At 72.5% G+C, this 26021-nt stretch carries 27 protein-coding genes and 2 pseudogenes; 17 read left to right on the top strand and 12 right to left on the bottom strand.

What is annotated here, in order from left to right:
• Positions 1-140: 140 nt before the first annotated feature.
• A complete protein-coding gene (locus AB0O21_RS06875) occupies positions 141-521 on the bottom strand; it encodes a tetratricopeptide repeat protein (RefSeq protein ID WP_365167110.1) in 381 nt (126 codons plus the stop codon).
• Positions 522-626: 105 nt separating this feature from the next.
• Between AB0O21_RS06875 and AB0O21_RS06870 the strand changes: the two genes are divergently transcribed.
• From AB0O21_RS06870 to AB0O21_RS06860, 3 genes and pseudogenes are all read left to right on the top strand, one after another.
• Positions 627-1592 carry a pirin family protein gene (locus tag AB0O21_RS06870; RefSeq protein WP_365167107.1) on the top strand — a complete coding sequence of 322 codons (966 nt, stop codon included), beginning with the start codon at positions 627-629 and terminating at the stop codon, positions 1590-1592.
• A 601-nt stretch (positions 1593-2193) separates the two neighbouring features.
• Complete coding sequence (locus tag AB0O21_RS06865; RefSeq protein ID WP_365167104.1) at positions 2194-2631, top strand: NUDIX domain-containing protein; 438 nt, start codon at positions 2194-2196, stop codon at positions 2629-2631.
• Positions 2632-2765: 134 nt separating this feature from the next.
• Positions 2766-3305 (top strand): annotated as a pseudogene (locus AB0O21_RS06860) (HD domain-containing protein); the annotation flags it as partial.
• Positions 3306-3423: 118 nt separating this feature from the next.
• On the opposite strand, the gene AB0O21_RS06855 reads toward AB0O21_RS06860, so the two are convergent.
• Positions 3424-3999, bottom strand: a complete 576-nt coding sequence (locus tag AB0O21_RS06855) for a dihydrofolate reductase family protein (RefSeq protein ID WP_365167101.1) — start codon at positions 3997-3999, stop codon at positions 3424-3426.
• 212 nt (positions 4000-4211) lie between these two features.
• On the opposite strand from AB0O21_RS06855, the gene AB0O21_RS06850 reads away from it, so the two are divergent.
• The 5 genes from AB0O21_RS06850 to AB0O21_RS06830 all read left to right on the top strand — a co-directional run bounded on the left by AB0O21_RS06850 (position 4212) and on the right by AB0O21_RS06830 (position 7512).
• Positions 4212-4751 carry a hypothetical protein gene (locus AB0O21_RS06850; protein WP_365167098.1) on the top strand — a complete coding sequence of 180 codons (540 nt, stop codon included), beginning with the start codon at positions 4212-4214 and terminating at the stop codon, positions 4749-4751.
• A 298-nt stretch (positions 4752-5049) separates the two neighbouring features.
• Entirely contained in the window at positions 5050-5634 is a 585-nt protein-coding gene (locus tag AB0O21_RS06845) for an MFS transporter (protein ID WP_365167143.1), read from the top strand.
• Positions 5635-5643: 9 nt separating this feature from the next.
• Complete coding sequence (locus AB0O21_RS06840) at positions 5644-6237, top strand: MFS transporter (RefSeq protein ID WP_365167096.1); 594 nt, start codon at positions 5644-5646, stop codon at positions 6235-6237.
• A gap of 109 nt (positions 6238-6346) precedes the next feature.
• Complete coding sequence (locus AB0O21_RS06835) at positions 6347-6901, top strand: GNAT family N-acetyltransferase (RefSeq protein WP_365167094.1); 555 nt, start codon at positions 6347-6349, stop codon at positions 6899-6901.
• Between the two features lie 11 nt (positions 6902-6912).
• On the top strand, positions 6913-7512 hold the full coding sequence (locus AB0O21_RS06830) for a hypothetical protein (protein ID WP_365167091.1): 600 nt from the start codon (positions 6913-6915) through the stop codon (positions 7510-7512).
• A gap of 12 nt (positions 7513-7524) precedes the next feature.
• On the opposite strand, the gene AB0O21_RS06825 is transcribed toward AB0O21_RS06830, so the two are convergent.
• The 4 genes and pseudogenes from AB0O21_RS06825 to AB0O21_RS06810 form a co-directional block, all read right to left on the bottom strand.
• On the bottom strand, positions 7525-7863 hold the full coding sequence (locus tag AB0O21_RS06825; RefSeq protein ID WP_365167088.1) for a lysine transporter LysE: 339 nt from the start codon (positions 7861-7863) through the stop codon (positions 7525-7527).
• Positions 7864-7957: 94 nt separating this feature from the next.
• Positions 7958-9166 (bottom strand): amidohydrolase, encoded by a 1209-nt coding sequence (locus AB0O21_RS06820; protein WP_365167086.1) that lies wholly within the window; start codon positions 9164-9166, stop codon positions 7958-7960.
• On the bottom strand, positions 9163-9732 hold the full coding sequence (locus tag AB0O21_RS06815; protein WP_365167141.1) for an MFS transporter: 570 nt from the start codon (positions 9730-9732) through the stop codon (positions 9163-9165). Before AB0O21_RS06815 ends, AB0O21_RS06820 begins: the two co-directional genes overlap by 4 nt.
• Positions 9733-9738: 6 nt before the next feature.
• Positions 9739-10434 (bottom strand): annotated as a pseudogene (locus AB0O21_RS06810) (MFS transporter); the annotation flags it as partial.
• A 301-nt stretch (positions 10435-10735) separates the two neighbouring features.
• Between AB0O21_RS06810 and AB0O21_RS06805 the strand changes: the two are divergent.
• The 3 genes from AB0O21_RS06805 (at position 10736) to AB0O21_RS06795 (ending at position 15162) form a co-directional block, all read left to right on the top strand.
• Positions 10736-11806: an Lrp/AsnC family transcriptional regulator gene (locus tag AB0O21_RS06805; protein WP_365167084.1), complete on the top strand. Its 1071-nt coding sequence runs from the start codon at positions 10736-10738 to the stop codon at positions 11804-11806.
• A 137-nt stretch (positions 11807-11943) separates the two neighbouring features.
• Complete coding sequence (locus AB0O21_RS06800) at positions 11944-13464, top strand: hypothetical protein (RefSeq protein WP_365167082.1); 1521 nt, start codon at positions 11944-11946, stop codon at positions 13462-13464.
• Between the two features lie 66 nt (positions 13465-13530).
• Positions 13531-15162, top strand: coding sequence for a phospholipase D family protein (locus AB0O21_RS06795; RefSeq protein WP_365167080.1), 1632 nt, complete (start codon positions 13531-13533; stop codon positions 15160-15162).
• A gap of 58 nt (positions 15163-15220) precedes the next feature.
• Here AB0O21_RS06795 and katG read toward each other — a convergent pair whose 3' ends face one another.
• Complete coding sequence (katG, locus tag AB0O21_RS06790) at positions 15221-17380, bottom strand: catalase/peroxidase HPI (protein WP_365167140.1); 2160 nt, start codon at positions 17378-17380, stop codon at positions 15221-15223.
• A gap of 241 nt (positions 17381-17621) precedes the next feature.
• Between katG and AB0O21_RS06785 the strand changes: the two genes are divergently transcribed.
• Positions 17622-18074, top strand: a complete 453-nt coding sequence (locus tag AB0O21_RS06785; protein ID WP_365167078.1) for a Fur family transcriptional regulator — start codon at positions 17622-17624, stop codon at positions 18072-18074.
• 174 nt (positions 18075-18248) lie between these two features.
• Complete coding sequence (locus AB0O21_RS06780) at positions 18249-18485, top strand: hypothetical protein (protein ID WP_365167075.1); 237 nt, start codon at positions 18249-18251, stop codon at positions 18483-18485.
• A 28-nt stretch (positions 18486-18513) separates the two neighbouring features.
• On the opposite strand, the gene AB0O21_RS06775 is transcribed toward AB0O21_RS06780, so the two are convergent.
• The 4 genes from AB0O21_RS06775 to AB0O21_RS06760 all read right to left on the bottom strand — a co-directional run bounded on the left by AB0O21_RS06775 (position 18514) and on the right by AB0O21_RS06760 (position 21829).
• On the bottom strand, positions 18514-18993 hold the full coding sequence (locus AB0O21_RS06775) for a DUF6328 family protein (protein ID WP_365167072.1): 480 nt from the start codon (positions 18991-18993) through the stop codon (positions 18514-18516).
• Between the two features lie 69 nt (positions 18994-19062).
• Positions 19063-20241, bottom strand: coding sequence for a winged helix DNA-binding domain-containing protein (locus AB0O21_RS06770; RefSeq protein WP_365167070.1), 1179 nt, complete (start codon positions 20239-20241; stop codon positions 19063-19065).
• A gap of 137 nt (positions 20242-20378) precedes the next feature.
• The gene (locus tag AB0O21_RS06765; RefSeq protein ID WP_365167068.1) at positions 20379-20783 is read right to left on the bottom strand and encodes a hypothetical protein; all 405 of its coding nucleotides are present in this window, start codon (positions 20781-20783) and stop codon (positions 20379-20381) included.
• Positions 20784-20860: 77 nt separating this feature from the next.
• On the bottom strand, positions 20861-21829 hold the full coding sequence (locus AB0O21_RS06760) for a nucleoside hydrolase (protein ID WP_365167065.1): 969 nt from the start codon (positions 21827-21829) through the stop codon (positions 20861-20863).
• Between the two features lie 129 nt (positions 21830-21958).
• Here AB0O21_RS06760 and AB0O21_RS06755 point away from each other — a divergent pair, with 129 nt between their 5' ends.
• Entirely contained in the window at positions 21959-22255 is a 297-nt protein-coding gene (locus AB0O21_RS06755) for an acylphosphatase (protein WP_365167063.1), read from the top strand.
• Positions 22256-22267: 12 nt separating this feature from the next.
• Here the strand turns inward: AB0O21_RS06755 and AB0O21_RS06750 are convergent, their stop codons facing one another.
• Positions 22268-22912 carry an endonuclease gene (locus tag AB0O21_RS06750; RefSeq protein WP_365167060.1) on the bottom strand — a complete coding sequence of 215 codons (645 nt, stop codon included), beginning with the start codon at positions 22910-22912 and terminating at the stop codon, positions 22268-22270.
• Between the two features lie 352 nt (positions 22913-23264).
• Here AB0O21_RS06750 and AB0O21_RS06745 point away from each other — a divergent pair, with 352 nt between their 5' ends.
• From AB0O21_RS06745 to AB0O21_RS06735, 3 genes are all read left to right on the top strand, one after another.
• Entirely contained in the window at positions 23265-24398 is a 1134-nt protein-coding gene (locus AB0O21_RS06745) for a hypothetical protein (RefSeq protein WP_365167058.1), read from the top strand.
• 65 nt (positions 24399-24463) lie between these two features.
• Entirely contained in the window at positions 24464-25759 is a 1296-nt protein-coding gene (locus AB0O21_RS06740; RefSeq protein ID WP_365167056.1) for a cytochrome P450, read from the top strand.
• A 49-nt stretch (positions 25760-25808) separates the two neighbouring features.
• Positions 25809-25964, top strand: coding sequence for a DUF6131 family protein (locus tag AB0O21_RS06735; RefSeq protein ID WP_365167054.1), 156 nt, complete (start codon positions 25809-25811; stop codon positions 25962-25964).
• Positions 25965-26021 lie beyond the last annotated feature (57 nt).

The following is a 26021-nucleotide window of genomic DNA, read 5'->3' as shown; positions in this document are numbered from 1 at the left end:
GGCGCGGCGGGGGGGGTCCCGGGGTCTGGGGGGTGTGCGGTTCGGCCCCGTGGGGGTTATCCGGGGCTAAAAAAACCCCCCCCGCCAACCCGCCCGGGCCCCCCCCCCCCCCCCGGGGGGGCCGGGGCCGTCTCAGTCGCCTACTCGGGGAACTCGCCGGCCATCGCGGCGGCGATCCGCAGGTACGGGCGCGCCTCGGCGGCCCGGCCCTGCCGCTCCAGGGTGCGGCCGAGCATCAGCTGCGCGTAGTCCTCCACCGGCCAGCGCTCCAGTATGGAACGCAGCTCCTGCTCGGCGCGCGAGAGCTGGGCGGAGTGGTAGTAGGCGCGGGCGAGCAGCAGCCGCGGCGCGAGCTGCTCGGGCGCCTCGCCCGCCAGCGGCTCCAGGACGCGGGCGGCCGTCGCGTACTCCTTGGCGTCGAAGAACAGCCCGGCGCGGGCCCAGCGCTCGGCGGCGGTGCCGTGCTCCAGGTAGGCCGTCGGCCCGCCCGCCATCGCCGTCATCGCCTCCATTGCCTCCATGGCAACCCTTCCAGCACTCGGGTGGTGTGTACGAAGCCTCCAACACGCTCCAGCGGTGGAAGATTCCACCCCACACGGGCGTCGCCGCGCGGCTAGGTTGTCCGTATGAGCAATCTCGATCGCCAGCCCGCTCTCTCCACCTGCGGCGGCCGCGGCTTCGTCGTGGCCGAACCGGTGCGCGAACTCCTCAGCCCGCGGACCGTCAAGCTCGGGGAGACCCACGAGGTCCGCCGACTCCTGCCGAACCTGGGCCGTCGCATGGTCGGCGCCTGGTGCTTCGTGGACCACTACGGCCCGGACGACATCGCGGACGAGCCCGGCATGCAGATCGCTCCGCATCCGCACTCCGGCCTCCAGACGGTGAGCTGGCTCCACGAGGGCGAGGTCCTGCACCGCGACAGCGTCGGCAGCCTCGCCACGATCCGCCCCCGCGAACTGGGCCTGATGACCTCCGGCCGCGGCATCTCCCACTCGGAGGAGAGCCCGCGCCCGCACGCCCGCTTCCTGCACGGCGCGCAGCTGTGGGTTGCCCTCCCCGACGCCCGCCGCGACGTGGATCCGCACTTCCAGCACCACGCGGACCTCCCGCAGGTGACGGCCCCCGGCCTGACGGCGACGGTCATCCTGGGCACCCTGGACACGGCGACCTCGCCCGGCACGGCGTACACGCCGATCGTCGGCGCGGACCTGGCCCTCGCGGCGGGCACGGAAACCCGGCTCCCGCTGGACCCGGACTTCGAGTACGCGGTCCTGTCGATGTCGGGCGAGGCCCACGTGGACGGCGTCCCGGTCCTCCCGGGCTCGATGCTCTACCTGGGCTGCGGCCGCACCGAACTCCCCCTGCGGGCCGCCTCGGATGCCGGCCTGATGCTGCTGGGCGGCGAGCCGTTCGAGGAGGAGATCGTCATGTTCTGGAACTGGATCGGCCGCTCCAACGAGGAGATCGTACAGGCGCGCAAGGACTGGATGGAGGGCACCCGCTACGGCGAGGTAAAGGGCTACGACGGCCCCCCGATCCCCGCTCCGCAACTCCCGCCGGTGCCCCTGAAAGCACGCGGGCGGGTGCGCTGACCCGCATGTTTTCAGATCGAGCCGATCGGCTCGAGATCAGCCGGAGCGAAGGTGGCGCCCCGCGGAGATCGTTCCGGAGGGGCTCGCGGCAGGGGTTCCCGGAAGCTGATTCCGCGGCTCCGTGCTTTCCCATGTGTGACCTGGTGGGGTCAGCTTTGCCAGGACCAATGCTGACCCAATGCTGACTTTGGTGATAGTTCGTCAGGTTCGCTGGTGTCCCGCCATGAGGCTCTCGGTGGCGTTCGAGGCCCGGCGCTGCTCGGTACAGCACGTTGTACCGAGCAGCGGATCTGGCGGGGCGCTGGGGTCAGGCGGCGTCGCTCGCGGCGGACGGCCGCCTCGGCGGGCCGAACGTGGAGTCGAAGGCGGCCGTCGTTGCCGGTGAGGGCCTGGCAGTACTTCAAGCTGGCCCAGTGCTCGGCGAGCCCACGCCCGGCGCCCTGACGGGCGAGGACGTTGGCCCGACCAAGGGAGTGCAGTCGCGGCCCTGGTGGCGTTCCTCGTGGGCCCCTCCGCGTCGTTCATCACTGGGCAATCCGTCCACGTCGATGACGGCTGGCTGCTGCACTGAGACCGTCAACAAGCAAGGAGACAGACCGAAATGATCGAACGAGTCCGCGCCGTCCTCGTCACCGCTGACGACACGATGCTGGTCATCCGTCGTACCAAGCCCGGCATCCCCGCGTACTGGGTCCTGCCCGGCGGTGGCGTCGAACCCAGCGATGAGTCGAGGGAGGCCGCCCTTCACCGTGAGATCCACGAGGAGATTGCGGGGAAGGCCGACATCGTCCGACTCCTTCACACGATGGAGTCCGAGGGCGAGCGTCAGCTCTTCTACATCGCCCGCATCGCCACCTGGTCTTTCGAGGACCGCTCCGGGCCCGAGTTCAGTGCCGAGGGCCGCGGCGAATACGCGTTGGAGGAGATTCCGCTGACCGTCGAGGGGCTCGACGGAATCGACCTCAAGCCCGAGGAGATCACCCACGTCCTCCGGGGCGCCATCGGCGCCGGCACCGTTCGGGCACAGGCTGCGAAGTAGCCGTCCGGTTCTGTGGACTTGCCGTCGGGACCGACGCCGAAGTGCATCGGCCCTGACGGCGCCTACGGCGTGCTGCTGCTGGTTGCTGTGAGCTGCTCGGGTTGGGCACTGTCCGGAAGTAGCTCAAGGACGTCTTCCGTCAGAGCCCGCTGCTGGCCGCGAACCGCAGGGAGAACGACGCCGAGCACTCCTGGCACCTCGCCCTGATGACCCTGGTACTCGCCGAATACGCGGACGAGCCCATCGACACGAGCAAGGTCCTCGCCCTTGTCGTCCTCCACGACCTGGTGGAGATTTACGCCGGAGACACCTTCCTGTACGACAATGAGGCCGCTGCCGACCAGGAAGCACGGGAACAACAGGCAGCAGACAAGCTGTTCGCCCTCCTGCCGGCCGACCAGCAGGACCACTTCCGGTCCCTGTGGGACGAGTTCGAGGAGCGCAGCACCCCCGAGGCGCGCTTCGCCAAGGCCATGGACCGGCTCCAGCCGCTGCTCCTGAACTACGGTAACCGCGGCGGGACTTGGCGCACTCCAGGAGTCACCGAGCAGGACGTACTCGCCCGCAAGTCCGTGATCAAGGACGCCTCCGCAGACCTCTGGCAGTACGCGCAGGACCTGATCCACACAGGAGCCGCCAACGGCTGGGTCCCCCGCGCCCATCCCGGCGCCTGACGTGCCGCCGGACGCCGTGGCGGGGAAGGCGTACCCATCGGCCGGTCAGGTGCGGCCGGCCGGTCAGGCCGGCCGCCGGCGACTCTCCTGGCCGGCCCTCCCAGCGCGTCGGAGACTTCTAGAGGTCGGCCTGGCGAACCACGCGGTAGCGGAGGTAGACGACGTTCGAGCTGAAGGTGCGGGTCTCGACGAGTTCGAGATCCACCCGGCGCTCGTCCCGCGGAAAGAACGGAATGCCACCGCCGACCAGTACCGGGTAGACCACGGCCTGGTACTCGTCGATCAGACCCAACCCGGCCGCCTCGGCGGCGAGGGTCGCCCCGCCGATCGCGATGTCGCCCTCTCCCGGCTCGGCTCGCAACCGCTCGATCTCCTCCGCCAGGCCGCCGGAGGCCAGGCGGGCATGGCCCTGCACCGTCGACAGCGTCTTGGAGAACACCACCTTCGGGAGCGGGTTCCAGAGCGAGGCCCACTCCAGTTCGGGGGCGCCGAGCGATGGATCCTCGTCGGCGTTCTCCCAGTACAGCATCGTCTCGTAGAGCCGTCGTCCCAGCAGGTGGACGCCGACCCCGCGGATCTCGTCGATCCAGAAACGGAAGACCTCTGAGTCGGGCGTCGTCCAGTCGAAGCCGCCGTCCGGCCCGACGATGTAGCCGTCTAGGGAGACATTCATCGAGTAGGTCACGCTGCGCATCGGAAATCCTCCTCGGGAACGGGATTCGACCCTACGGCCGCCGGACGCCGCAGGACTCGTCACGGCTCGCAGGAAGGCCTCGTTGATTCACCGGCTTTCGCCCGACGCATATCTCCCCCGCAGGGGGGAGGAATAGCTTGTGCCCTGGGTGGATGCGTGGAGCACTTGTCCTTCGGCAGGGTAATGACATGCGTCGAAGCACCGAATCCAGCATGTCGTACATCAGCCCCCCGCTGACCGTCAGGCGGGTGGCGATCGCGGGTGCCATCGGCTGCCTTCCCTATGTGGCGATGAAGGAGTACTGGTCATGGGGTGGAACGGCGGGCAAACCAGTCGGCATGAGTATCGCCGAGGAATTCGCCGAGAACGGGGCTCCCCGAGTTCTTGTATGGCTGGAGGAGCACGGGATCGATTTCACCGCCGTGGGCATTCTTCTGGGCATCGTGCTCCTCGGAGCCCTCACCCGACCGTGGGGCCAGATCTTCCCGCGCTGGGTACCCGGGCTGCGCGGACGGCGGGTCCCTCGATGGCTTCCTCTTGCACCCGGATGGGCCTCGGCGGTGGCCCTCACTCCCTACGGAGGCCTCGGCCTGGTGGTGATGGCGGCCGGTGGACTCTCCACGGCGAACACGGCCGGCATGTCCCCGTGGGTGTTCATCGTCGGCTTCGTCAACTTCTTCTCCATTGGGTTGTCTCTCGGCGTGTGCGCCTTGTCCTATCAGCGGCGGACCAAGTCGGTAGGGCAGCACTGAGAGGTGCGGACACTTTGCCCAGCGGGTAGCCGGGCGGGTCTTGGACTCCTCGGATACCGCTGGCGACGGTTTGCCGACCGTCAGAGATCCGAGCCACACTTGACCTGTGAAAACGGCCTTCCGTTTTTGGCCCCGGAACTCCCCGCCACCCGTGTGCGCTGAACCGGGCCGACCGCGGAGCGGCAGCTCCGTCCGGTGACCGTTCAGGCCGCGCCCCGCAAACGCCCCGTCGTCGGCGCCATGGGCTGCGCCGGCGGGATGGTCATGCTCGACCAGACCGTCGTAGCCATCGTCCTCGATCCGGTGGCGCGGAGCCTGGGCCTCACCACGTTCGTCATGCACGCCATGGTGCTCGTCTACACCTTGGCGATGTCCGCGTTCACGCCGGTCGGGGCGATGCTCTCCCGCCGGTTCGGTCTCCTGCGCACATTCCGCTTCGGGAACGACGCTGATCGCGAACGTGTACGGGGAGCGCGAGCGGGGGCGGGCGCTCGCGCTGTACGCGGGGCTGGCGCAGGTGTTCTTCGTCGTGGGCCCCGTGGCGGGGGCGGTGCTCATCGAGTACCTCGGCTGGTTCTCCGTGTTCCTCGTCAACGTGCCCGTCGGCGCGCTCGCACTGTGGGCGATCGCCGAGTCGCACGTACGCGACGAGGCCCCGGGCGGCGCGCTCACCGCGGGGCAGCCGTGTGCCGTGGTCCTGTCCCTGGGCGCGTTCGTCCTCGGGCTCTACACGTGCGGTGTCTGGGGCGTCACCGACGCAAGGACGCTCACCACCCTGGTGGGAGGGGCGCTCGCGCTGGCCGTGACCGTACGGTTCGTCCTGCGGTCCCCGCGGTCCCCGCGGCCCCTCGTCGACCTGAGGCTGCTGCGCATCCGCCGCTAGGCGGTGGAGGTGGCGCTGACGGCCATGGTGCAGGCCTCGCAGCTCGTCCTGCTGGTGCACGGCACGCTGTTCCTGCGGCAGGCGATGGGCGAGTCGCTCCGGGCCACCGGCGTCTGCCTGCTCCCGCTGGTCACGGCGCCGGCCGCGGGTACGTTCCTGTCCGGGTACCTGCTGGACCGCTTCGGGTCGATCCCGGTGCCCGCCCTGATCGGCCTGTCGGCCGGCACGCTGGGCGCGCTGGCCTGGACCGCCGCGCTGCCGTCCTTGGAGTACGGGTGGCAGGTGCCCGGGATGGTCCTCGCCGGGCTCGGAATGGGCATGCCCGTGCCCGCGCTGAGCGCGGAGATGATGCATGCGGTGCCCGCGTACAAGCGGACCGACGCGTCCGTGCTCCGGCAGACGTTCCGGCAGCTGGGCGGCGCGCTGGGGCTGGCGAGCGCCGGCGCCGTGGTCCTGAGCGCGAACGACGACGCGCAGGACGCGGCCGGCGTCGTCAGCGACAGCGCCACCCCTGCCGCCTTCCTGGTCGCGGGCTGCGTCCTGGGCCTCGCACTGCTGCTCGCGCTGGTGATGCTGCCCCGCCTGTGGCCCACGCCTGGCTGACCCCGCGTCATGCCGGGACGCACGCCGGCCACACAGCCGTCCTTCCCTCTCCTGCACCTCGCCGGGATATTCGATTGCACGTGGATACCCAAGGGCGAAGAGTCGCCCCATGCATGATGCGAAGTTGTCGGACGGCGTCGTCACCCTGTCCCCACTGCACGTGGACGACGCTGACGCGCACCTGGCGGGCGAGGACGAACTGCTGGTGCGCTGGCTGAACGGGGGGCCGGGAACCCGATCGGGCACAGAGGCGTACTTCCGCCTGTGCATGGAGCAATGGGCTACCGGTGGGCCGTTGCGTGCCTTCGGAGTGCGCGTCGGCGCCCAGGCCGCTCTGGCCGGCACGGTCGACCTTCGCTTCGAGATGGCGGGCCTCGCCCCCGGGCAGGTCAACCTCGCCTACGGGCTCTACCCGGCCTGGCGCGGCCAGGGACTGGCCACGCGCGCGGTCAACCTGGTCTGCCAGTACGCCACAGCCGAAGGGGCGACCCAAGCAGTGATCCAGGTGGACCCGGAGAACCCTGGGTCGGCAGCGGTCGCGCGACGGTCGGGCTTCACCTACGCGCGGCAGCTTCCGGACGCGGACGGCACCCGATTCGACTGGTACATCCGCGACATCCGAGCCGTTGGTCACGCCGTGTCATCGACCGCCGCGCCGCCCTAGGATGGTCGCTCATGGGGGCGGACATAGATGGTGTGATCGAGACGTGTGAACCCGGCGAGGGCTGGGACATCGAGATCGATCTGCTGGACTTCGGGCTCGTGCGGCAGCGTTTCGCCTGGGAGTGCCTGTTCGGCTTTGGCGGAGGCCTCGGTGTGGAACGGGCGTTGTTCGACCGGCGTGGGCTCCCGGACGACGTCTCGGAGTCGGTCTCCAGCGCGTGCCAGGAATGGCACCACAGCCACTCGCACGCCACATGGGCGGAGGTCGCGGCGGCCGACTGGGACGGGCCGCTGGCCGACGGTCCCGATGACACCTGCGTCGGCGTATGGCTGCCGGGCCCGGACGGCGAGCTCGTACTGGACCACGCGGTCTGGGCACCTGGCGAGGTGAGCGAAGCGGCGAAGGCGGCCTTCGGCGAGTATCTGATGCCGTCGGAATGGCCGCAGGGCGGCGAGGTCCGCCTGAACGGCGCCGCGTACCGCCCGGTGGTCCTCACTCCCCGCATGTTCGCCCCGCCCGACGGCAGTTGGGGCCCGGTATGGGCGGCGATGCGCGAACTGGCGGGCGTCCACGGCGACGAGAACGTCCGCCTGGTGGTCTGGTTCGGCTGAGTACCGGACGCGTCACACGCAGCCGCAGCCCGTGCCGTAGAGCAACAGGAAGACAGCCGTCACGGCGGCGACGGTGAATCCGGCGGTGGTCACGGCGGCGAGGCGGCGACCGCGGCGGCCCTTCGCGGGGCCGCGGAAGGTCCGCCAGGCGCCGTGCGCGAGGAAGAGGCCGAGCAGTCCGGCGCCCGCCACGGTCAGGCGGGGGCTGAAGGACCAGCTCAGGTAGGCGAGCAGAACCAGGCCGGCGAGCAGGGCGCAGGCGACCAGAGTGAGGATCAGCTCGCCGACGGCTTCCCCGACGAATTCCACCAGGAACTCGCCGAAGCCTTTCACGATTCTGCGGACCCCCATGGCGCTCCTCCGTCCTCGTGTACGAAGCGCCCGCGCGGGCCCCGGTACCGAAGACCCGTACCGGCCCGAGAAGGTTGCCGGGGCAGGGGCCGCGTCAGCCGAGCACGGCCCCGCCCGCACGGGCTGCCAGGCGGGCCAGCAGGGACTGGCGGTGGGCCGGGTCCGTCGCGAGGGCGATCGCCGTCCAGGCCATGGCCAGCCCTCCGTCGAGCACGGCGCGGTCGGCCTGGGCCGTGGCTCCGTACCGGGTGAACTCCGGGTTGTGCATGATCGCGTCCCCGCAGTCGTAGCCGATCATCGGGTGGATCGTGGGCACGAGGCGCGAGACGTTGCCCATGTCCGTGGAGCCGCCCCGCAGGGTCGGGTCCAGGTCCTGGACCTGGCGGCCCAGGTCGCGGGCGGCCGCGAGGTAGCTGCGGCCCATGGCGAAGTCCTGGCGCAGGTCCGCGTAGTCGTTCCCGACGGTCTCCAGGGCGAGTTCGGCGCCCGTGGCCAGTGCTCCGGCCTCGAAGCAGGCCCGGATCCGGGCCTGGAGCTCGGCGAGCTCCTCGCTGGTGACGGCCCGGCAGTCGTAGTCGGCCGTGGTCTGCGCCGGGATCACGTTCGCGGCCTCGCCGCCCCCGGTGACCACCCCCGAGACCACCGCGCCGGGCTGCATCTGCTGCCGGTACGCGGCGATGGCCACCTGGGCGATCATCATGGCGTCGGCGGCGTTGATGCCGCGCTCGGGCATCGCCGCGGCGTGGGCGGCGCGCCCGGTGTAGCCGACCTTCCAGCTGCTGATGGCGTGCGAGCTCATGCCCACCGAATCGGAGGGCGCGGCGTGCACCATCATCGCGGCGGCCACGTCGTCGAAGGCACCCTCGCGCAGCATGTCCACCTTGCCGCCGCCGGACTCCTCGGCCGGGGTGCCGAGGAGCTTGACGGTGATGCCCAGCTCGTCGGCGAGCGGGGCCAGCGCCAGGGCAGCGGCCACGGAGGCGGCGCCGTTGACCTTGTGACCGCAGGCGTGGCCGATGCCGGGCAGCGCGTCGTACTCGGCGCAGATGCCGATGACGAGCTCGCCGCTGCCGGCGGTGGCACTGAACGCGGTCGGCAGGCCGTACGCGCCGCGGGTGACTTCAAAACCGGCCCGCTCGACGAGGTCCGTGATGCGCCGGGCGGCGCGGTGCTCCTCGTAGGCGAGTTCGGGATCGGCGTGCAGCTCGCGGCTGAGGTCGATCACCGCGTCCTGGCGGGTGGTCAGGTAGGTCCGGCTCCGTGCGCGCAGCAGGTCGGTGGGGTTCAGGTCGGTGGCGTTCATCCGCGCACCTCCTCGCCGCGCGGCGCGCGGTAGAGCAGGGCGATGGCGGCGCCGGCCACGGAGACCAGGGCGCAGACCGTCCAGGACAGGGTGTAGGCGCTCAGCTCGGGCAGCGGCCGCCCGGCGGGGGTGCGGGACGCGAAGACGGTGAGGACGGCGGCGGCGCCGAGGGATCCGCCGACGTTGATGAGGAGTTCGTTGATGCCGGAGCCGACCGAGGTGCGGTCGCGCGGTACGCATTCCACGGCGAGCGTACGGGTGGAGTGCTGGAGGAACCCGGTGCCCAGGCCCGCCACCGCGGTGCCCGCAAGGAAGACGGCCAGGTCGCCGTGGAAGGACAGCGACAGCAGGTAGCCGGCCGCCATCAGCAGGGAGCCGGTGACGAGCGTGAGCCGGTCGGTGATCGCGGCGGCCACGGCCGGCGCGATGAGCGCCCCGAGGGCGAGGGCCAGCAGGTTGGGCAGCATCGCGACGGCGATGGCGAAGGGGTCGAGGCCCAGCCCGTAGCCGAAGGCCGAGGGGGCGGTCCCCATGCACACCGCGTTCGCGACCTGGAGCCCGATCATGCAGAAGGTGAAGGTCAGAGTGACCAGCGAGACGACGACGACACCCCGGCGGCGGAACATCCGTACGTCGATCATCGGCTGCGGGGTGCGCAGCTCCACCCGCACCCACAGTGCGGTGACGAGCGCGCCGCCGACGAGGCAGCCGAGGGTGCGCAGCGAGGTCCACTCCCAGCCGGGGGTGCCGCCGAGGCCGAGGCCGAGCATGACGGCGGTCAGGCCGAGGCAGAGCAGGACGCCGCCCGCCCAGTCGATCCGGCCGCCCGGCCGGTGGTCCGACTCGGGCAGCAGCGGCCAGGTGACGGCGAGGGCGAGGCTGGTGGCGACCGCGGGCACCCACAGGGCCGCGGTCGGACTGTCGACGGTGCTGGCCACGAAACCGCTGGCCACCAGCCCGAGGGCGAGGCCCGCGACGAGCGCCGCGACCATCACGCTGATGCCGCGCCGGCTCTCGGCGTCGCCGCCGCCCCGGCTGCGGTTGCGCAGGATGCCGACGAGCAGCGGGAAGAAGCCGGCGAACGCGCCCTGCAGGATCTGGCCGCACAGCAGGGTGGTGAAGTCGCGGCTGAGGCCGACCAGGACCGAGCCGAGCAGGACGATCAGCAGATTCCAGCGCAGCACGCGGCGGTGGCCGTAGAGGTCGCCCATCCGGGACAGGACCGGGGTGAAGGCGACGCTGGCCAGCAGGTTGCCGATGCTGATCCAGTTGAGGTCGGCCGCCGGGGGCGGCCCCGGCCGGGGAGTGCGGGGGTCTGACGTCGGTGTCCGTCGTGTCCGTCATACGTATCACCTGTTCGGGGAACGGCCGTGCGGCCGAGGCAGGGGGAGGGGCGGACCGCCTGCGGGCGGATTCCGCACCACAATGTCCGGTGCGGGGCGCCGCCCCGGCAAGAGTGGGGCCGATAATCGGGTGAACGCGGCATTCACGTGCGGATCTGCGGCGGATTCCGGCATCGCGGCAGCCGTAGGGAACCGGCCCGGACAGCCAGCGGCGGGGCCGGGCGGAGTGTCGTACGGTCCGGCACGTGGGAGGCCCTCGACGAACACCGGTACCGCGGGCGGAGCCACCGGCGCGCCCCACCCCGCCGCCCTGCCCGAGCTCGACGCCGTCGACCACGCGGTGCTGCGCGCCCTGCACCGCGACCCCCGCGCCCCCTTCGCCGACGTGGCCGAGGCGGCCGGGGTGCACGAGCGGACGGTCGCCCGCCGCCTGGAGCGGATGATCGCGACGGGCCACGTGCACTTCACCGCGGCCCTCGTCCCCGAGTACCAGGGCGAGGGGATCACCGCCGAGCTGGCCGTACGGTGCGCCCCGGGGCGGGTCCACGAGACGGCGCTGGCCATCGCCCGCCGGCCCGAAACCCGCTCGGTGGAGGTGGCCACAGGTGCCCTGGAGGTGTTCGCCGAGATCAACGCGCCCGGCCACGACGCCCTGCTGACCCTCGTGGACTCGGCGATCGGGCGGCTGGACGGGGTCGTGGACATCCACTCCAGCGTGGTGCTGCGGCTGCTGCTCACCGCCAGCGACTGGGCGCCGTACGACGAGGAGCCCACCGAGGTACGACGGCTCGCCATGGCGGGGCGGGAACTGCCCCCGCCGCTCACCGTCGACGACCTCGACCGGCGCCTGGTCGAGCTGCTGGGCGCGGACGCCCGGATGTCGACCACCCGGCTGGCCCGCGAGCTGCGCGTGAGCGAAACCACCGCCCGGCGCCGCCTCGCCCGGCTGATGACCTCGCACATCCTGCACCTGCGCCTGCACGCCGATCCGGCGGTGCTCGGCTACCCGGTGGAGGCCCGGTTCCGGATCGGTGTGGCGCACAGCGGCCTCGACGCGGCCGTACGGCAGCTGGCGCACGAGCCCGCGGTGCGGCACCTGGTGGTCACCACGGGGTCCGCCGGACTCCTCGGCTACTCGAGCCACCGCGACCTCGCCGACCTGCACGCCTTCACGGCCCGGGTCTTCCCCCGGCTCGGCGGGGTCACCCAGGTGGAGACGGCCCTGCTGATGCGCACGTACAAACGAGCCGGGGTCGCGGAGGCGCCGCGCGCCGAGCCCGGCGCCAAGGGTGCGTGAAGACCCACCCGTTGGGCCGGCTGTACGCCTGCAGTGGTGGCCGTGCGGACGGCGGGGCAGTGTGGGGGTGCCCCCCCCGCCAGGGTGCTCCCCGCAAGGGTGCTCCCTGCCCCATCCGAACTAGTCGAGGCCGGCCGATGGCGCGTGACTCAGTCCAGGCGATGGCGGACCCTTCGGGTGCGCGACCCAAGTCCACCGCCGCCGGTCGGCGCGGCCGGCGCGCGGATCTGGCGTGGCTGGCGCCCGTCGCCGCGGCGTACGCCCTCGTACAGCTGCTCCTGGCCGTGCCGGGCACCGGACTGGGCTGGGACGAAACCGTCTACGTCAGCCAGGTCTCCCGCCAGGCGCCCGCCGCCTTCTTCAGCGCCCCGCGGGCCCGCGGCATCACCTACCTCGTCGCCCCGGTCGCCGCGCTCACCCCGTCCCCGACCGCACTCCGCGTCTTCCTGGCGCTGCTGTCGGCGGCCGCGCTGCTGCTGTGCCTGTGGGTGTGGCGGAGGCTGCTGCCCGCGCCGGTGCTCGCCCTCGCGGGCGGCCTGTTCGCCGGTCTGTGGGTGACCCTCCTCTACGGCTCCCAGGCCATGCCGAACCTCTGGGTGGCGTTCGGCGCGCTCCTCGCCGTCGGCTGCTTCCTGAGGACCGCACGCGACCACCGCGACCGCCTCGCGCCGGCCGGACTCACCGCCGCCGTGGCCCTCGCGGCGCTCATGCGGCCGATGGACGCCGCCTGGCTCGTCCTGGCCCTGGCGTGCGCCGCGATCGCCGTCCCCGCCCGGCGGCGCCCCCTGATGCTCGCGGCGCTCGCGGCCGGCGCCGTACTCGGCGGCATGGAATGGGTCGTCGAGGCCGAGCTGCGCTACGGCGGCCTCCTCACCCGATTGCACCGGGCGGGCGAGATCCAGGGCGGCCTGGGCTGGAACCCGGCCTTCGCCGACCAGCTGCGCGCCCTCGACGGCCGCACCCTGTGCCGTCCGTGTGACGGCCCCTGGTCCCGGCCGGTCACCGGGCTGTGGTGGCTGGCCCTGCCGCCGCTGATCGCGGGCGGCCTGATCACCGCCCACCGCGCGGGCCGGCTGCGGGTGATCCTCGTACCGACGGCTGTCGGCCTGTCCCTCGCCGCGCCCTACCTCCTGCTGATCGGCTACGCCGCCCCCCGCTTCCTGCTCCCCGCCTACGCCCTGCTCTCCCTCCCCGTCGCGGTCTTCCTGGCCCGGCTCGTCATGGCGGCCCGGGCGCGCTCGCGGGCCCTCACCGCCCTCTGCCTCGCCGCCGTCGGCTTCCACCTGGCCGTCCAGCTCGCGATCACCGCAGCCGCGGCGGAGCGCAGCCGGGCCACCCGTACGGCCTTCACGCAGATCGCCGCCGAACTGCGCCGCCAGGGGATCCGGCCGCCGTGCGTGATCAGCGGCAGCGAGGGCGTCAGGGCGGCCTTCTCCGCCGGGTGCGCGTCCCGCCAGGTCCACGGCGGGCACGACGGCAGCATCACCGCCGAGGAGCTCGTGGCACTCGCCCGGACCCGTCCGGTGGCCGTCCTCGTCCAGGGGGAGCGGCCCCCGCCGTGGGCCCGCGGCTGGCGCCCCCACCCGCTGCCGGACCTCCCGGGCGCACCCGGCTACCGGGCCTACCTCTCTCCCTCGGCCCGGCCGGCCGGGCGGTGACGGAGGCCGCCGCCGGACAGAGTGCGGACGCGTGCGGCGGGTAGGCGCAGGTCGGAGGACGATGCCGTGACGTACGCACACTGGATGCTGACAGCGGACGAACGGGGCAACGACGCGACGCGCCTGGACGAGCGCCACTCGGACGGGTCGGCCTGGTCCGAGGGAAACCGCGTACGGGCCCTGGTCCACGGCGCCGCCTACTTCGCGGAGCTCCTGGCCGGCATCCGCGCGATGCGGGCCGGCGACCTGCTCCTGTTCACCGACTGGCGCGGCGACCCCGACGAGCGGCTCGGCGGACCGGGAACCGAGATCGGTACCGTCCTGCAACAGGCCGCGGAGCGCGGTGTGATCGTCAAAGGGCTGCTGTGGCGCTCCCACCTGGACAGCCTTCACTTCAGCCAGAAGGCGAACCGCCGCCTCGGCGCGGAGATCGAGGAAGCCGGCGGCGAATGCCTGCTCGACCTGCGGGTGCGGCCCGGTGGGTCACACCACCAGAAAATGGTTGTACTGCGCCACCCCGGCCGCCCCGAGCTGGACGTCGCCTACGTCGGCGGCATCGACCTCTGCCACAACCGCAACGACGACGCCGGCCACCGCGGCGACCGCCAGTCGCTGCCCATGGCCTCCGCCTACGGGCCGCACCCGCCGTGGCACGACGTCCAGCTCGCCGTGCGCGGGCCGGCCGTCGGCGACGTCGAGGCCGTCTTCCGCGAACGCTGGCAGGACCCGGCGCCGCTCAGCCGCAGCCCCCTCACACGGCTGCGGGAGCTCGTGCACCGGGAGGACACCAGCGCGGACGCCCTGCCACCGCAGGCACCCGATCCCGCGCCCGCCGGCACGCAGACGGTGCAGGTGCTGCGCACCTATCCGAACCGGCTGCTGTACGGCTACCCGTTCGCACCCGATGGCGAGCGGAGCATCGCACGGGGTTACATCAAAGCGCTCCGGCGGGCGCAGGGGCTGGTCTACCTGGAGGACCAGTACCTCTGGTCCCCCCGGGTGGTGCGCCACTTCGCCCGGGCGCTCAGCGCGCATCGCCGGCTGCGTCTGATCGGCGTCATCCCCCTGGTCCCGGAGCAGGACGGCCCGCTCACCCTGCCGATGAACCTGATCGGGCGGATCGCGGCCCTGGACGCGCTGCGCCGCGCCGGCGGCGACCGCGTCGCGGTCTACGGCCTGGAGAACCCCGCCGGAACGCCCGTCTACGTACACGCCAAGGTGTGCGTGATCGACGACGTGTGGGCGTCCGTCGGCTCCGACAACATCAACCTCCGGTCGTGGACGCACGATTCGGAGCTCAGCTGCGTCGTGCTCGACCAGAGCCCGGACCCGCGGGCCCCGTCCGATCCGGGCGGTCTCGGCGACGGCGCGCGCGTGTTCGCCCGGGAGCTGCGCCTCGAGCTCATGCGCGAGCACCTGGAAGCGGCGGACGGGGACGGGCCGGACGGGCCTGGCGGGCCAGCGCAGGACGCGCTCTGCGACCCGGTCACCGCGTTCGCCGCCTTCGCGGAGGCGGCCGCCGCCCTCGACGCCTGGCACGAGGAAGGCCGCCGCGGTCCCCGGCCCCCGGGCCGGCTGCGCCGCTACGTGCCGCCGGAGCTGCCCGCCGTCAAGCGGGTGCTCGCGACTCCGCTGCACCACGTCCTGGTCGACCCGGACGGACGCCCGTTCGGACTGCGGCGCCGCAACGCGTTCTGACACCGGTCGGCCCCGCCCCGGCGGGCCGGAGCGGGGCCGACCGGCCGGGACGCGCGGCTCAGGCGAGGTCGAACCTGTCGAGGTTCATCACCTTGTCCCACGCCGCCACGAAGTCACGCACGAACTTCTCTCCCGCGTCCGCGCACGCGTAGACCTCCGAGACGGCCCGGAGCTGGGAGTTCGAACCGAAGACGAGGTCGACCGCGGTGGCGGTCCACTTGGCCTTGCCCGTGGCGCGGTCCAGACCCTCGAACACGTTCTCGTTCGAGGCCGACGCCTTCCACTCCGTCCCCATGTCCAGCAGGTGGACGAAGAAGTCGGTGGTCAACGCCTCCGGCCGGCTGGTGAACACGCCGTGCTGCGACCCCTGGAAACCGGTGTTCAGGGCGCGCATGCCGCCCGTGAGAACCGTCATCTCGGGCGCGGTCAGGTTCAACAGGTTGGCGCGGTCCAACAGGAGGGTTTCCGGCGACAGCTTCTCGCCGGCCCGCAGGTAGTTGCGGAACCCGTCCGCCCTCGGTTCGAGTACGGCGAACGAGTTCACGTCGGTCTGCTCCTGCGAGGCGTCCGTGCGCCCCGGTGCGAACGGGACCGTGACGTCGTGCCCGGCGTTCTTCGCGGCCTGCTCGACCGCCGCGCACCCGCCCAGGACGATCAGGTCGGCGAGCGACACCGCGGTCCCGCCGCTCTGCGCGTCGTTGAACTCCCGCCGGATCCCCTCCAGCTTCTGCACCGTCCCCGCCACCTCGGGCGAGGCGTTGACCTCCCAGTCCTTCTGCGGCGCGAGCCGGATCCGGGCCCCGTTGGCCCCTCCCCGCTTGTCGGTGCCGCGGAAGCTCGCCGCCGCCGCCCAGGCGGTGGTGACCAGCTGGGACACCGACAGCCCCGAGGCGAGGACACGGGTCTTGAGGTCGGCGATCTCCGCGTCCCCGACGAGCGCGTGCTCGACCGCGGGCACGGGGTCCTGCCACAGCTGCGGCGCTGGGATCCACGGGCCGAGGTAGCGGGAGAGCGGCCCCATGTCGCGGTGCAGCAGCTTGTACCAGGCCTTGGCGAAGGCGTCCGCGAGCTTGTCCGGGTTCTCGTGGAAGCTCTTCGAGATCGGCGCGTAGACCGGGTCCAGCTTCAGCGAGAGGTCCGTCGTCAGCATCATCGGTGCGTGCCGCTTCGACGCGTCATGGGCATCGGGCACGGTGCCCTGGGCCGAAGGGTCCGTGGGGGTCCACTGCTGGGCGCCGGCCGGGCTGGTCGTCAGCTCCCAGTCGTACCGGAACAGGTTGTCCAGGTACCCGTTGTCCCACTTCGTCGGCTCGGTGGTCCAGGCGCCTTCGAGCCCGCTGGTGAGTGTGTCGACGCCCTTGCCGCTGCCGTACGAGTTCGTCCAGCCGAGGCCCTGCAACTCGATCGGGCAGGCCTCGGGTTCCGGACCGACGTACTCGGGATCGACCGCGCCGTGGCACTTGCCGAAGGTGTGGCCGCCGACGATGAGCGCGACGGTCTCCTCGTCGTTCATCGCCATGCGCCCGAACGTCTCGCGAATGTCCCGTGCGGCGGCCAGCGGATCGGGATTTCCGTTGGGGCCTTCCGGGTTGACGTAGATCAGCCCCATCTGCACGGCGCCGAAAGGACCGGTGAGTTCCCTGTCGCCGGTGTACCGCTCGTCTCCGAGCCAGGTGTCCTCGGGCCCCCAGAAGATTTCCTCCGGCTCCCAGATGTCCTCCCGTCCGAATCCGAATCCGAACGTCTTGAATCCCATGGATTCCATGGCGCAGTTTCCGGCGAAAACCAGAAGATCGGCCCATGAGATCTTCCGGCCGTACTTCTGCTTGACGGGCCAGAGCAAACGGCGCGCCTTGTCGAGGCTCGCGTTGTCCGGCCAGCTGTTGAGGGGGGCGAAACGCTGGGCGCCGGAGCCGCCGCCGCCCCGGCCGTCTTCGATGCGGTACGTGCCCGCGGCGTGCCAGCTCATCCGGATGAAGAGCGGCCCGTAGTGGCCGTAGTCGGCGGGCCACCAGTCCTGGGAGGCCGTCATCACGCCGATGACGTCCCGCTTGAGCGCGTCGACGTCCAGGGTCGTGAATTCCGCCGCGTAGTCGAAGTCCTCGTCCATTGGATTGGACCCGGGCGAGTGCTGGTGGAGAACCTGTAGGTCAAGTTGATTCGGCCACCAGTCCCGGTTCGTCCTGGGGGAAGTCTGCGTGGGGGTGGGGGAGGAGATGGCTGGGTTCTCGCTTTCGCTGCCGGACACGTCCGTCCTTCTTCCTGTCTCGGTGTTGCCGTGCAGCCCGTATGGTCGCGCACCGTACGCCGCGCCATTGTGAGAACACGCAGGGCGTAAAAGATGAGATATTCCGATCATCGCGATTTCGGGCGGTATTCGCCGCGCAGCAGAACCCGCATTCACGCTCGATGCGGATAGGCTTCTGTCATCCCGCCGATTCTGAACAGGTGAACCGAAAATGAGTGACCTGCTGGAGCGATTGCGAGAGCGCGGCTGGCGCATGACGTCCCAGCGGCGTGTCGTTGCGGAGGTCCTGGAGGGCGAGCACGTGCACCTCACGGCCGACGAGGTGCACGCGCGCGCGGCCGGCCTGCTGCCCGAGATCTCCCGGGCGACCGTCTACAACGTCCTGAGCGAACTGGTCTCGCTCGGGGAGGTGGCGGAGGTCTCCGCCCACGGCCGCGCGAAGCGCTACGACCCCAACGCGCACCACCCGCACCAGCACCTGGTGTGCTCCGGCTGCGGCATCATCCGCGACGTCCACCCGACCGGCGACCCGCTGGCCGGCCTCCCGGCGCGGGAGCGGTTCGGCTTCACGGTGTCCGGGGTCGAGGTCACCTACCGCGGTCTGTGCCCCGAGTGCGCGGCCGGCCGGCCGCAGGCCGTGGGGAGCCGTGCGGGGACCGGCTGAGCCGGCCCGGTCGCGGTGCGTCACCCGTTTCGGACCGCGGCCGCGGGGCAGAAGCCGGTTGCCGCCCTGCGGTTTCGGACGCGGGGCGGACCAGACCGCAGGAACCGGGTCCGTGGGGCCGCCTCCCCGGGTCGGCCGGTGGTGCTCCGCTCACGAAGTGGAGGCGAGTCCCGTATGACCGAGAGCTCGATCCCCTACATCTCCCCGGCGCGCGTCAGGGTGCGCGGCGTGCTCCCCGGTGACCCGCCGTTCCGCATCGTGGAGATCGACGGCGAGGTCGTCGGCACCGCGAGGTTCATGACGGACGTGCTCCTCCTCGCCTCGGCCGCCGGCATCGTGATCCACGACCTGGACGACCCGGACGAGGTCCGCTGGGTGGGTGGCGGGAAGTTCCACTGGCACGCGACCTGACGGCCGGCCGTCACTCCTCGGACGCGCGTCACTCCTTGGACGTGTGGCGGAACCGGACCCACAGGGGCAGCAGGAACCAGCACGTCAGGTACCAGGCCACCACACCCCCCACGAGCCACGGGACGACGGCGTTGTGCGAGGCGACCCGCAGCACGAGGAACAGCGCCGAGGAGCAGGTGGCCAGCAGCAGGATCAGGCCGGCGAAGGTCAGGCGCGCGGCCCAGGTGACGGCCTCGGGCTTGATCCGCCGACCCGAGACCACGCGGTGGAAGGCGACCGGCCCGATGAGCGCGCCCGTGGCGAGCGAGCCCAGGACCACGGTGACGATGTACGTCGTCTTTTCGGTGGCCGCCAGGCCGTCGAACACGGGGGTGAAGGCGACCGTGAGGAGGAATCCGAAGAGGATCTGGACGCCGGTCTGGGCGACGCGGATCTCCTGGATGAGCTCCTGCCACCGCCGGTCCGCGCGTTCCTCCGCGGTCTCGTCCCGCCCGGCCTCCGTGGGCATGCCCGACACCTCCCTGTACCGCTTGCGCCCCTACCCGCCCCGGGCCGCGCGAATCAGGTCCGCCCCGGGTCAGGCGTGGGGGCCTACGGTGATCGTGCCGAGGGTCAGCTCCGCGGTTCCTTCGAGCGCCGCGCCCGTGCGTTCCACCTCTTGGTCCAGCGCGCGGCGGTGGGCCCTGCCCAGCGGCTCCGCTGACTCCAGCGGCTCCACGGTGAGTGCGATGCGGCGCCCCGTACGGCGCTGGTGCCAGACGCCGGCGACCGTACCGTCGACCAGCAGGACGGGGTGGTTGCCGGCCTGGCCGCCCGCCAGGGCGCGGGCGGCCGCGGCGCCGGGGAAGAGCAGCTCGCGGGGGCGGGCGGCGATCACGTACGCGTCGAAGTACGGCAGGAGCCGCACGCCGCGCACGGGTTCGTCGGGGAAGGCGGTGTCTCCGGCGGCGGTCCAGGCCCGCCCGGACGCGAAGGCCACCTCCTCGATGCGCTTCTCCCGGGCGAGGGAGGCGAAGAGCTCGGCGGCCCAGTCGGCGGGTACGGCGAGCCAGGCGGCGAAGTCCCGGGCGGTGGCGGGCCCGTAGGCGCGCAGGTAGCGGTCCACGAGCTCGTGCAGCGAGCGGGTGGGGGAGGCGGGCGTGCAGCCGGGGTTGGTGTACGTGGCCTTGCGCCCTCGGCCGCGGCCGAAGGCCAGCACGCCGCGGTGGGCGGCGCAGTGCGTGACCTGGCGCCAGCGCGGCCACAAGGTCTGGAAGGCGGGCATCACCGGGTCCGCGGCCCAGGATCCGGTCCGCGCCACGATCGCCTCGGTCAGCTCGTCCACCGTCAGCTCGGTGCCGGCCAGCGCGTCGCCGATCGCGGCGATCACCTCGTCCGTCTGGGCGGCCGTCATCCGGGCCTCGGGGCGGAAGGGGCTCGGGCGCGCGGGCAGGGCGGAGAGGGCGCCGGTCCACCACGGCAGGTCGCCGGCCGGCAGCAGGTGGATGGTGCCGCGCGGCCCGAAGGTCTTGACCAGCGTGCCGGGTCGCGGTCCCTGACCACCGGTCAGGGCGTCGCGCACGTCCGTGCGGGTCGCCCCGTCCAGGCGCAGCGCGATGGAGAGCTCCGCCGCGGAAGGCACTTGGGCGTGCGCGCCGAGCATCCGCCCGGCCATGTCGGCGGGCGAGCACCCGGTGGTCGCGGCGGGGGTGAGCAGCCCCTGCCGCCCCATCCGGCGCGCGCACGCCGCTGCCCAGGACACCGAGACGGTCTTCATGGGGCCACGCTACGTCTCGCGGGCGGCAGGGCGGCCGGCCTTCGGATGAGTGCGAACTGCCGCGCGCCGTACCGGAGGTCGCACCGCCCAACCGTCGGCGGGCCGGGTTCGCTGATCACGCCGGGGAGCGGAGCGGGTCAGGCGGAGGTGAAGAGGTCCTCTTGCGCGTCGTCGAGGACGAACCCGTTGTCGAGGCGGACGCGGACCGTCACGCGCGCCTGCTGCCCCTGGTAGGCGATCCACGCGGGTTTGAGGGAGGCGACGTGCTCGTCGATGTGCTTCCTGCTCGCCGGGGGCATGTGGTGGCCGTAGTCGGCCAGGAGCGAGGTGAGCCGGAGGTACTCGTCGACCTCGTGGCTCGGCTGCGGCTGCCGGTTCCGGCCGTCGTTCACCCGCTCGACGGTTCCCTCGGTGCCCGATGCCAGACCCAGCGAACCGGCGACGGCGACCGGCGCCGCCGGGTCGGAACCGGCCAGGGTGACCGGGCCGGGCAGGACGACGTCTGCAGTGAGCTTGACCCGCCGGCCTACTTCGAGCGTCATCGGTCCTTCATCTCTTCGGTCGGTGGGTCGGTCCGTCGGATCCATTATCCAGATCTGACGGGTCCGCGACAGACCGCTCAGTGTCCGACCCGACCCGGCGACCCGGCCTGTGCCCCTCCGAGCGTCGCCACGGCCGCGACCATCCGGTCCCAGAAGGCGTCGGCCTCCAGCCGCACCGCCGCCCGCGCGTTGACCGGGCGGTCCACGTAGCGGTGCAGGTCGACCACGGTGGCGCCGCGCGTGTACCGGCCGTGCAGTTCCACGACCACGTTGGCGTCCACGCAGTGCACGAGCCCCGGGTCGATGACGCGCGCCACCGCGACGGGGTCGTGCAGCGGCGGGTGCGGGAACCCCCACAGCCTGCGGTACGTGGACCCGAAGAAGGTCAGCAGCTCGGCGCAGATCCGCCCGAGGGGCGTGCCGAGCCCCTCGAAGCGGGCCACCACCTCGGGCGTGGCCAGCGCCTGATGGGTGACGTTGAGGCCGCACATGGTGACGGGCACGCCGCTGCGGAAGACGATGTCCGCGGCCTCCGGATCCGTGAGGACGTTGAACTCGGCTGCCGGGGTGCGGTTGCCGCGCTCCGTCGAGCCGCCCATCAGGACGATCTCGCGGATACGGGACGCGTCCCGCGGATAGCGGGTCAGCAGCAGGGCGATGTTGGTCAACGGAGCCGTCGGGACGAGGGTGACCGGTTCCGGATGCTCGGCCAGCGTCCGGTGGATGAGCTCCACCGCGTGCTCGGGGACGACGTCCACGGTGGGCTCCGGGAACATCGGCCCGTCGAGCCCGGAGGCCCCGTGCACGTCGTCCGCGACGCCGAGCGGCTGGACGAGCGGCCGGTCGCACCCGGCCGCGACGGGCACGTCGGTGATTCCGGCGACGGTGCAGACGCGGCGCGCGTTCAGGGTGGTCTTCTCGAGGGTCTGGTTGCCCGCGACCGTGGTGATGGCCAGCAGATCGACCGCGGGGTCGCCGGCCGCCAGCATGATCGCGAGGGCGTCGTCGTGTCCGGGATCGCAGTCGATGATGATCGGAACGGGCACGTCGCTCCTTCCGGTCCGGGGAAGGGGGGCGGAACCCCTTCGTCGAGGCCCCTCCAGTCTGCCGCCGCGCCGGTCCCGTCACCGGCAGGCGCCCGGAGAACGGCTCGATCCCGCCGTATGGTCGGGGGCATGGTACGCAAGCGCGTGATCGTGTCGGGGACCGTGCAAGGGGTGTTCTTCCGGGACACCTGCCGCCGTGAGGCGCTGGAGCACGGTGTGGCGGGCTGGGTGCGCAACCTCCCCGACGGCGACGTCGAGGCCCTGTTCGAAGGCGGCGAGGACGCGGTCGAGGCCATGGTGCGGTGGGCGCGTACGGGGCCGCCCGCGGCCGTGGTCCGGGCCGTCGAGGTCCGCGAGGAGATCGCGGCGCCGACGGAGGCGGCGCGCGGGTTCGACGTACGGCCGACGCCCGGGTACGGGGACTGAACCGGCTCCGCCTCACGCGGCGCGCAGCCGGTCGGCCGCATCGTGCGTCAGGCTCACGCGCACCAGGCCATCGGTGAAGCGTACGAAGTCGCGCGCCGGAACGAGCGCGGCGAGCGCCTTCGCCGTACGGGGCAGGCCCACGTCGGCCGCGGCCCCGCGTACGCGCCCGTCCACGAACGGCCGCAGCTCAGGCCAGACGGCCTGGGCCTCGCGGCAGAAGATGTCGGCGCCGGTCGGGCCGATCCGCGGCACCTCCTGGAGCAGCTCCCGCACCCGGGCGGGGTCGGCCCCGGCCTCGTCGCGCAGCCTGCGCAGGTCGCCCTGCCAGCGTTCCAGCAGCACGTGCGCCCCGGCGCCCAGCGCGGTCGCCGTGCTCTCGTCGTACCGGCGGTAGTGCGCGCGCCCCAGCGCGTCGACCCGGTCCTGCCAGGCCGAATCCGCCATCGCCCGTGGGGTCCGGAGCCCGGCCGCGAACAGCTCGCGGGCCGCCCCGACGGCCGTTCCCGCGCGGATCGGGGCCGAGAACAGGACGCACAGCACCAGGAGCCGGTACAGCGGGGACGGGGCGTCCCGGAGCCGGATGCCCGCTTCCTCCGCGTACGTCGTGCCGTACTCGCGCAGGATCCGGCGGGCCGTCGACATCGTCCTCGCGTCCATCGTTCTCGTCCTCGTCCTCGCAGAGTCGAGGTCCGGCCGGCGCGGGGCCGGCCTGTCCACCCCTCCCCGGAGCCGCCTGCCCACCGTCCGGCACTCCAATCCCCGTGCGCCGGGTCTACGGCCCGCCCACCGGGGTAGGTGGGCAGCATGAGGCATCAGAGAACCGGCCCGCCCACGCATCCCCACCCGCGTGATCCGTCGGAGCCCGCCCCGGCGCCTCCCACGCATCCGTGGCCCGGCGACCCACAGGCTCCGCGACCGGCACCGCGCCCCCCGGATCCCGAGCCCGCACCCGGCCCGGGGACGGGGCCGACGCGCCGACACCCGCACTCCTCCTCCCCAGGAGGAAGCCGTGAAGCTGCAGTTCCTCACCCCGCTCTACGCCCACCCCGGCCCCATCGCCTCGGTGTACCTCGACACCTCCCGTGACCTGGAGGACGCCGACCGGGCGCTGGAGTTGCGATGGCGCACCCTCCGCAAGCGGCTGCTCGCCCACGACACCGACCCGGCCACCGTCGAGGCGATCGACGACGCCGTCGGCTCGGACCGCGAGGTGGCCGGACCGCACGGCCGAGCGGTCTTCGCCGCCCACGGGGAGCTGGTCCTGGCCGAGCGCCTGCCCGAGCCGCCGGCCCGTGACACCGCCCAGTACGGGATGCTGCCCGACACGCTGCCCCTCGCCCTCCAGCACACCCCGGACATCCCGTACGCGGTGGTGATCCTGCACCGCGTACACGTCACCGAGCACACCACCCCACATGCCGCAGGGCACGCCGCCGACCACGGCGGATCGTACGAGGAGCTGGAGATCGACTGCGAGAGCGGCCGCTGGCCCACGAGCCGCGTCGCCCCCGGCACGCGCTTCCACCGGAGCATCCCGGTGGACGGCTGGCCCAAGGAGCTCGAAGAACTCGTCGGGGAACTGGTGGCGGGGATGGACTCGGCGGGCACCGAGATGGTCGTGCTCGCCGGCGACCCCTGGGCCGTCAACAGCCTGATCAGAGCCGCCCCCAGCCGGCTGCACGGCGCCCTCGTGAAGCTCAAGGACGGCCAGCACCGCCGGCGCGAACCCGGCCGGGCCCTCCTGGAGGAGGAGCTCGCCATCCTGCTCGACGGCAGGCTCTCCGACCGCGACAGGCACCAGACCGACACGTTCCTCGTGCAGCGGGCCCGCCATCCCGAGTACGTCGAAGGCCTCGCCGCGGCCGTGGCAGCCCTCCAGCGCGGGCAGGCCCAGACCCTGATCCTCACCCGGCCCGCACGGCTCGACCGGCACCTGTGGGTCGGTACCGCGCCCGTACACCTGGCTCTGACGGGCGAGGAGCTGAGCGCCTTCGGCCTTCAGTACTACTGGGAGGAGCCGGCGCCCGGCGCGGCCCTGATCCGCGCGGCGGCCGGCACCCAGGCCGAGCTGGTCTCCGTACCGGACGAGGAGCTGCCGCTGGAGGACGGAGTCGCGGTGGTACTCCGCTACACGGGCGCCTGACCCCGTCCGCCGTGACCACCGGAACCCGCCCGAATGCGCGCCCCGGGCCCGGGTAGGCGCCCCGTATGTCCGGACACCACATCGACAGCACCCTCTCCCTGCTCACCCACGGCTACGCGTGGGCCCCCGACCTGCGCCGCGCCCATGACGGCGCGCCGGTGGTGCACACCCGCCTGATGGGGCACCCCGCCGTCCTGCTCCACGGCCCCGAGGCCGTCGCCCTCTTCTACGACGAGAGCCGCGTCCAGCGGCACGGCGCGCTGCCGGCCCCGGTCCTCGACACCCTCTTCGGCAGGGGAGCGGTACACACCCTGGACGGAGCACACCACCGGGGGCGCAAGGAACTGCTGGTGAAGCTGCTCATGTCGGCGGAGGCCGTCGGCGGCCTGAACGCGCGGGTCGAGAGCGGCTGGCGCGACGCCCTGGACGACTGGGAGGGCCGCAGGGTGGTGCTGTTCGACGAAGTGGCCGCGCTGCTCGCGGGGGCGGTCTGCGACTGGGTGGGCCTCCCGGTGACCGATGAGGCGGCCCGTGAGATCGCCGAGGACTGCGTGGCCATGGTGGACGGCTTCGCCACCGCCGGGCCCCGGCACGTCAGGGCCCGCCGCGCCCGGCACCGCCAGGAGCAGGGCCTTCTGGCCGCCGTCTACAGCGTCCGCGCCCACGACCCGCACCTGGTCCCCGGGACCGTGGTGGAGGCCGTCGCCCTGCACCGGGAGCCGGACGGCACCCTCCTCGACCCGCACACGGCGGCCGTCGAACTCCTCAACATCATCCGTCCGACCGTCGCCATCAGCTGGTTCGTCACCTTCGCCGCGCACGCGCTCCACCGCCACCCCGGCCAGCGCGAGCAGCTGCGCGCCCACGGCCCCGCCCACGCCCGCGCGTTCGCCCACGAGGTCCGCCGCTTCTACCCCTTCGTCCCCTTCATCGGAGGCCTGGCCGCCCGCGACCTCGCCTGCGCCGGCGAGGAGATCCCGGCCGGGACGCTGCTCCTCCTCGACGTGTACGGACACCACCACGACCCCGCGCTCTGGGAGCGGCCCTACCACTTCGCCCCGGGGCGCTTCCTGGGCCGCGAACCCGGCCGCGACGAGCTGATCCCCCAGGGCGGCGGGGACGCGCGGACCGGCCACCGGTGCCCGGGAGAGGACATCACCCTCTCGCTGCTCACCACGCTGTCCCCGGCCCTCGCCCGCCTGGACGCCGACGTACCGCGGCAGGACCTGTCGATCCCGCTGGGCCGGATCCCCACCCGGCCCCGCAGCGGATTCGTCATCGACCTCGGTCCAGGGCCGGGCGGATCACGCCTTCCCCTGATAAGCGGGGCGCACGGGGGTAGAAGCCGTCTGCGGCACTGAGGCGGAACAGATCGCTCCGCCGGTACGTCCCGCGGGATCGAGGGAGATCATGCTCGTCCTCGGAATCATCCTGTTGCTCATCGGCTGGCTGACCGGCATCGGCATCCTGTGGACCATCGGCATCATCCTGGTCGTGGTCGGTGCGGTCCTGTGGATCCTCGGTTCGGTCGGGCACTCGGTCGGCGGTCGTCGCCACTACTGGTGAGGAGGCGGGCCCGGCCCGCCGGCCGGGCCCGCTCCCCAGGTGTGCGGAGCACCCGTG

It is taken from the genome of Streptomyces sp. NPDC091371 (assembly GCF_040684275.1).
Lineage (GTDB): Bacteria > Actinomycetota > Actinomycetes > Streptomycetales > Streptomycetaceae > Streptomyces.
Note: the sequence above shows the minus strand (reverse complement) of the source record. Positions and strands in the feature narration are given on the sequence as shown.

What these genes read in the sequence shown, in the direction of transcription:
- AB0O21_RS06875 (WP_365167110.1), bottom strand. Translation starts at nt 521, where the DNA reads ATGGAGGCAATGGAGGCGATGACGGCGATGGCGGGCGGGCCGACGGCC.
- AB0O21_RS06870 (WP_365167107.1), top strand. Translation starts at nt 627, where the DNA reads ATGAGCAATCTCGATCGCCAGCCCGCTCTCTCCACCTGCGGCGGCCGC.
- AB0O21_RS06865 (WP_365167104.1), top strand. Translation starts at nt 2,194, where the DNA reads ATGATCGAACGAGTCCGCGCCGTCCTCGTCACCGCTGACGACACGATG.
- AB0O21_RS06855 (WP_365167101.1), bottom strand. Translation starts at nt 3,999, where the DNA reads ATGCGCAGCGTGACCTACTCGATGAATGTCTCCCTAGACGGCTACATC.
- AB0O21_RS06850 (WP_365167098.1), top strand. Translation starts at nt 4,212, where the DNA reads ATGTCGTACATCAGCCCCCCGCTGACCGTCAGGCGGGTGGCGATCGCG.
- AB0O21_RS06835 (WP_365167094.1), top strand. Translation starts at nt 6,347, where the DNA reads ATGCATGATGCGAAGTTGTCGGACGGCGTCGTCACCCTGTCCCCACTG.
- AB0O21_RS06830 (WP_365167091.1), top strand. Translation starts at nt 6,913, where the DNA reads ATGGGGGCGGACATAGATGGTGTGATCGAGACGTGTGAACCCGGCGAG.
- AB0O21_RS06825 (WP_365167088.1), bottom strand. Translation starts at nt 7,863, where the DNA reads ATGGGGGTCCGCAGAATCGTGAAAGGCTTCGGCGAGTTCCTGGTGGAA.
- AB0O21_RS06820 (WP_365167086.1), bottom strand. Translation starts at nt 9,166, where the DNA reads ATGAACGCCACCGACCTGAACCCCACCGACCTGCTGCGCGCACGGAGC.
- AB0O21_RS06815 (WP_365167141.1), bottom strand. Translation starts at nt 9,732, where the DNA reads ATGATCGGGCTCCAGGTCGCGAACGCGGTGTGCATGGGGACCGCCCCC.
- AB0O21_RS06800 (WP_365167082.1), top strand. Translation starts at nt 11,944, where the DNA reads ATGGCGCGTGACTCAGTCCAGGCGATGGCGGACCCTTCGGGTGCGCGA.
- AB0O21_RS06785 (WP_365167078.1), top strand. Translation starts at nt 17,622, where the DNA reads ATGAGTGACCTGCTGGAGCGATTGCGAGAGCGCGGCTGGCGCATGACG.
- AB0O21_RS06780 (WP_365167075.1), top strand. Translation starts at nt 18,249, where the DNA reads ATGACCGAGAGCTCGATCCCCTACATCTCCCCGGCGCGCGTCAGGGTG.
- AB0O21_RS06775 (WP_365167072.1), bottom strand. Translation starts at nt 18,993, where the DNA reads ATGCCCACGGAGGCCGGGCGGGACGAGACCGCGGAGGAACGCGCGGAC.
- AB0O21_RS06770 (WP_365167070.1), bottom strand. Translation starts at nt 20,241, where the DNA reads ATGAAGACCGTCTCGGTGTCCTGGGCAGCGGCGTGCGCGCGCCGGATG.
- AB0O21_RS06765 (WP_365167068.1), bottom strand. Translation starts at nt 20,783, where the DNA reads ATGACGCTCGAAGTAGGCCGGCGGGTCAAGCTCACTGCAGACGTCGTC.
- AB0O21_RS06755 (WP_365167063.1), top strand. Translation starts at nt 21,959, where the DNA reads ATGGTACGCAAGCGCGTGATCGTGTCGGGGACCGTGCAAGGGGTGTTC.
- AB0O21_RS06750 (WP_365167060.1), bottom strand. Translation starts at nt 22,912, where the DNA reads ATGGACGCGAGGACGATGTCGACGGCCCGCCGGATCCTGCGCGAGTAC.
- AB0O21_RS06740 (WP_365167056.1), top strand. Translation starts at nt 24,464, where the DNA reads ATGTCCGGACACCACATCGACAGCACCCTCTCCCTGCTCACCCACGGC.
- AB0O21_RS06735 (WP_365167054.1), top strand. Translation starts at nt 25,809, where the DNA reads ATGCTCGTCCTCGGAATCATCCTGTTGCTCATCGGCTGGCTGACCGGC.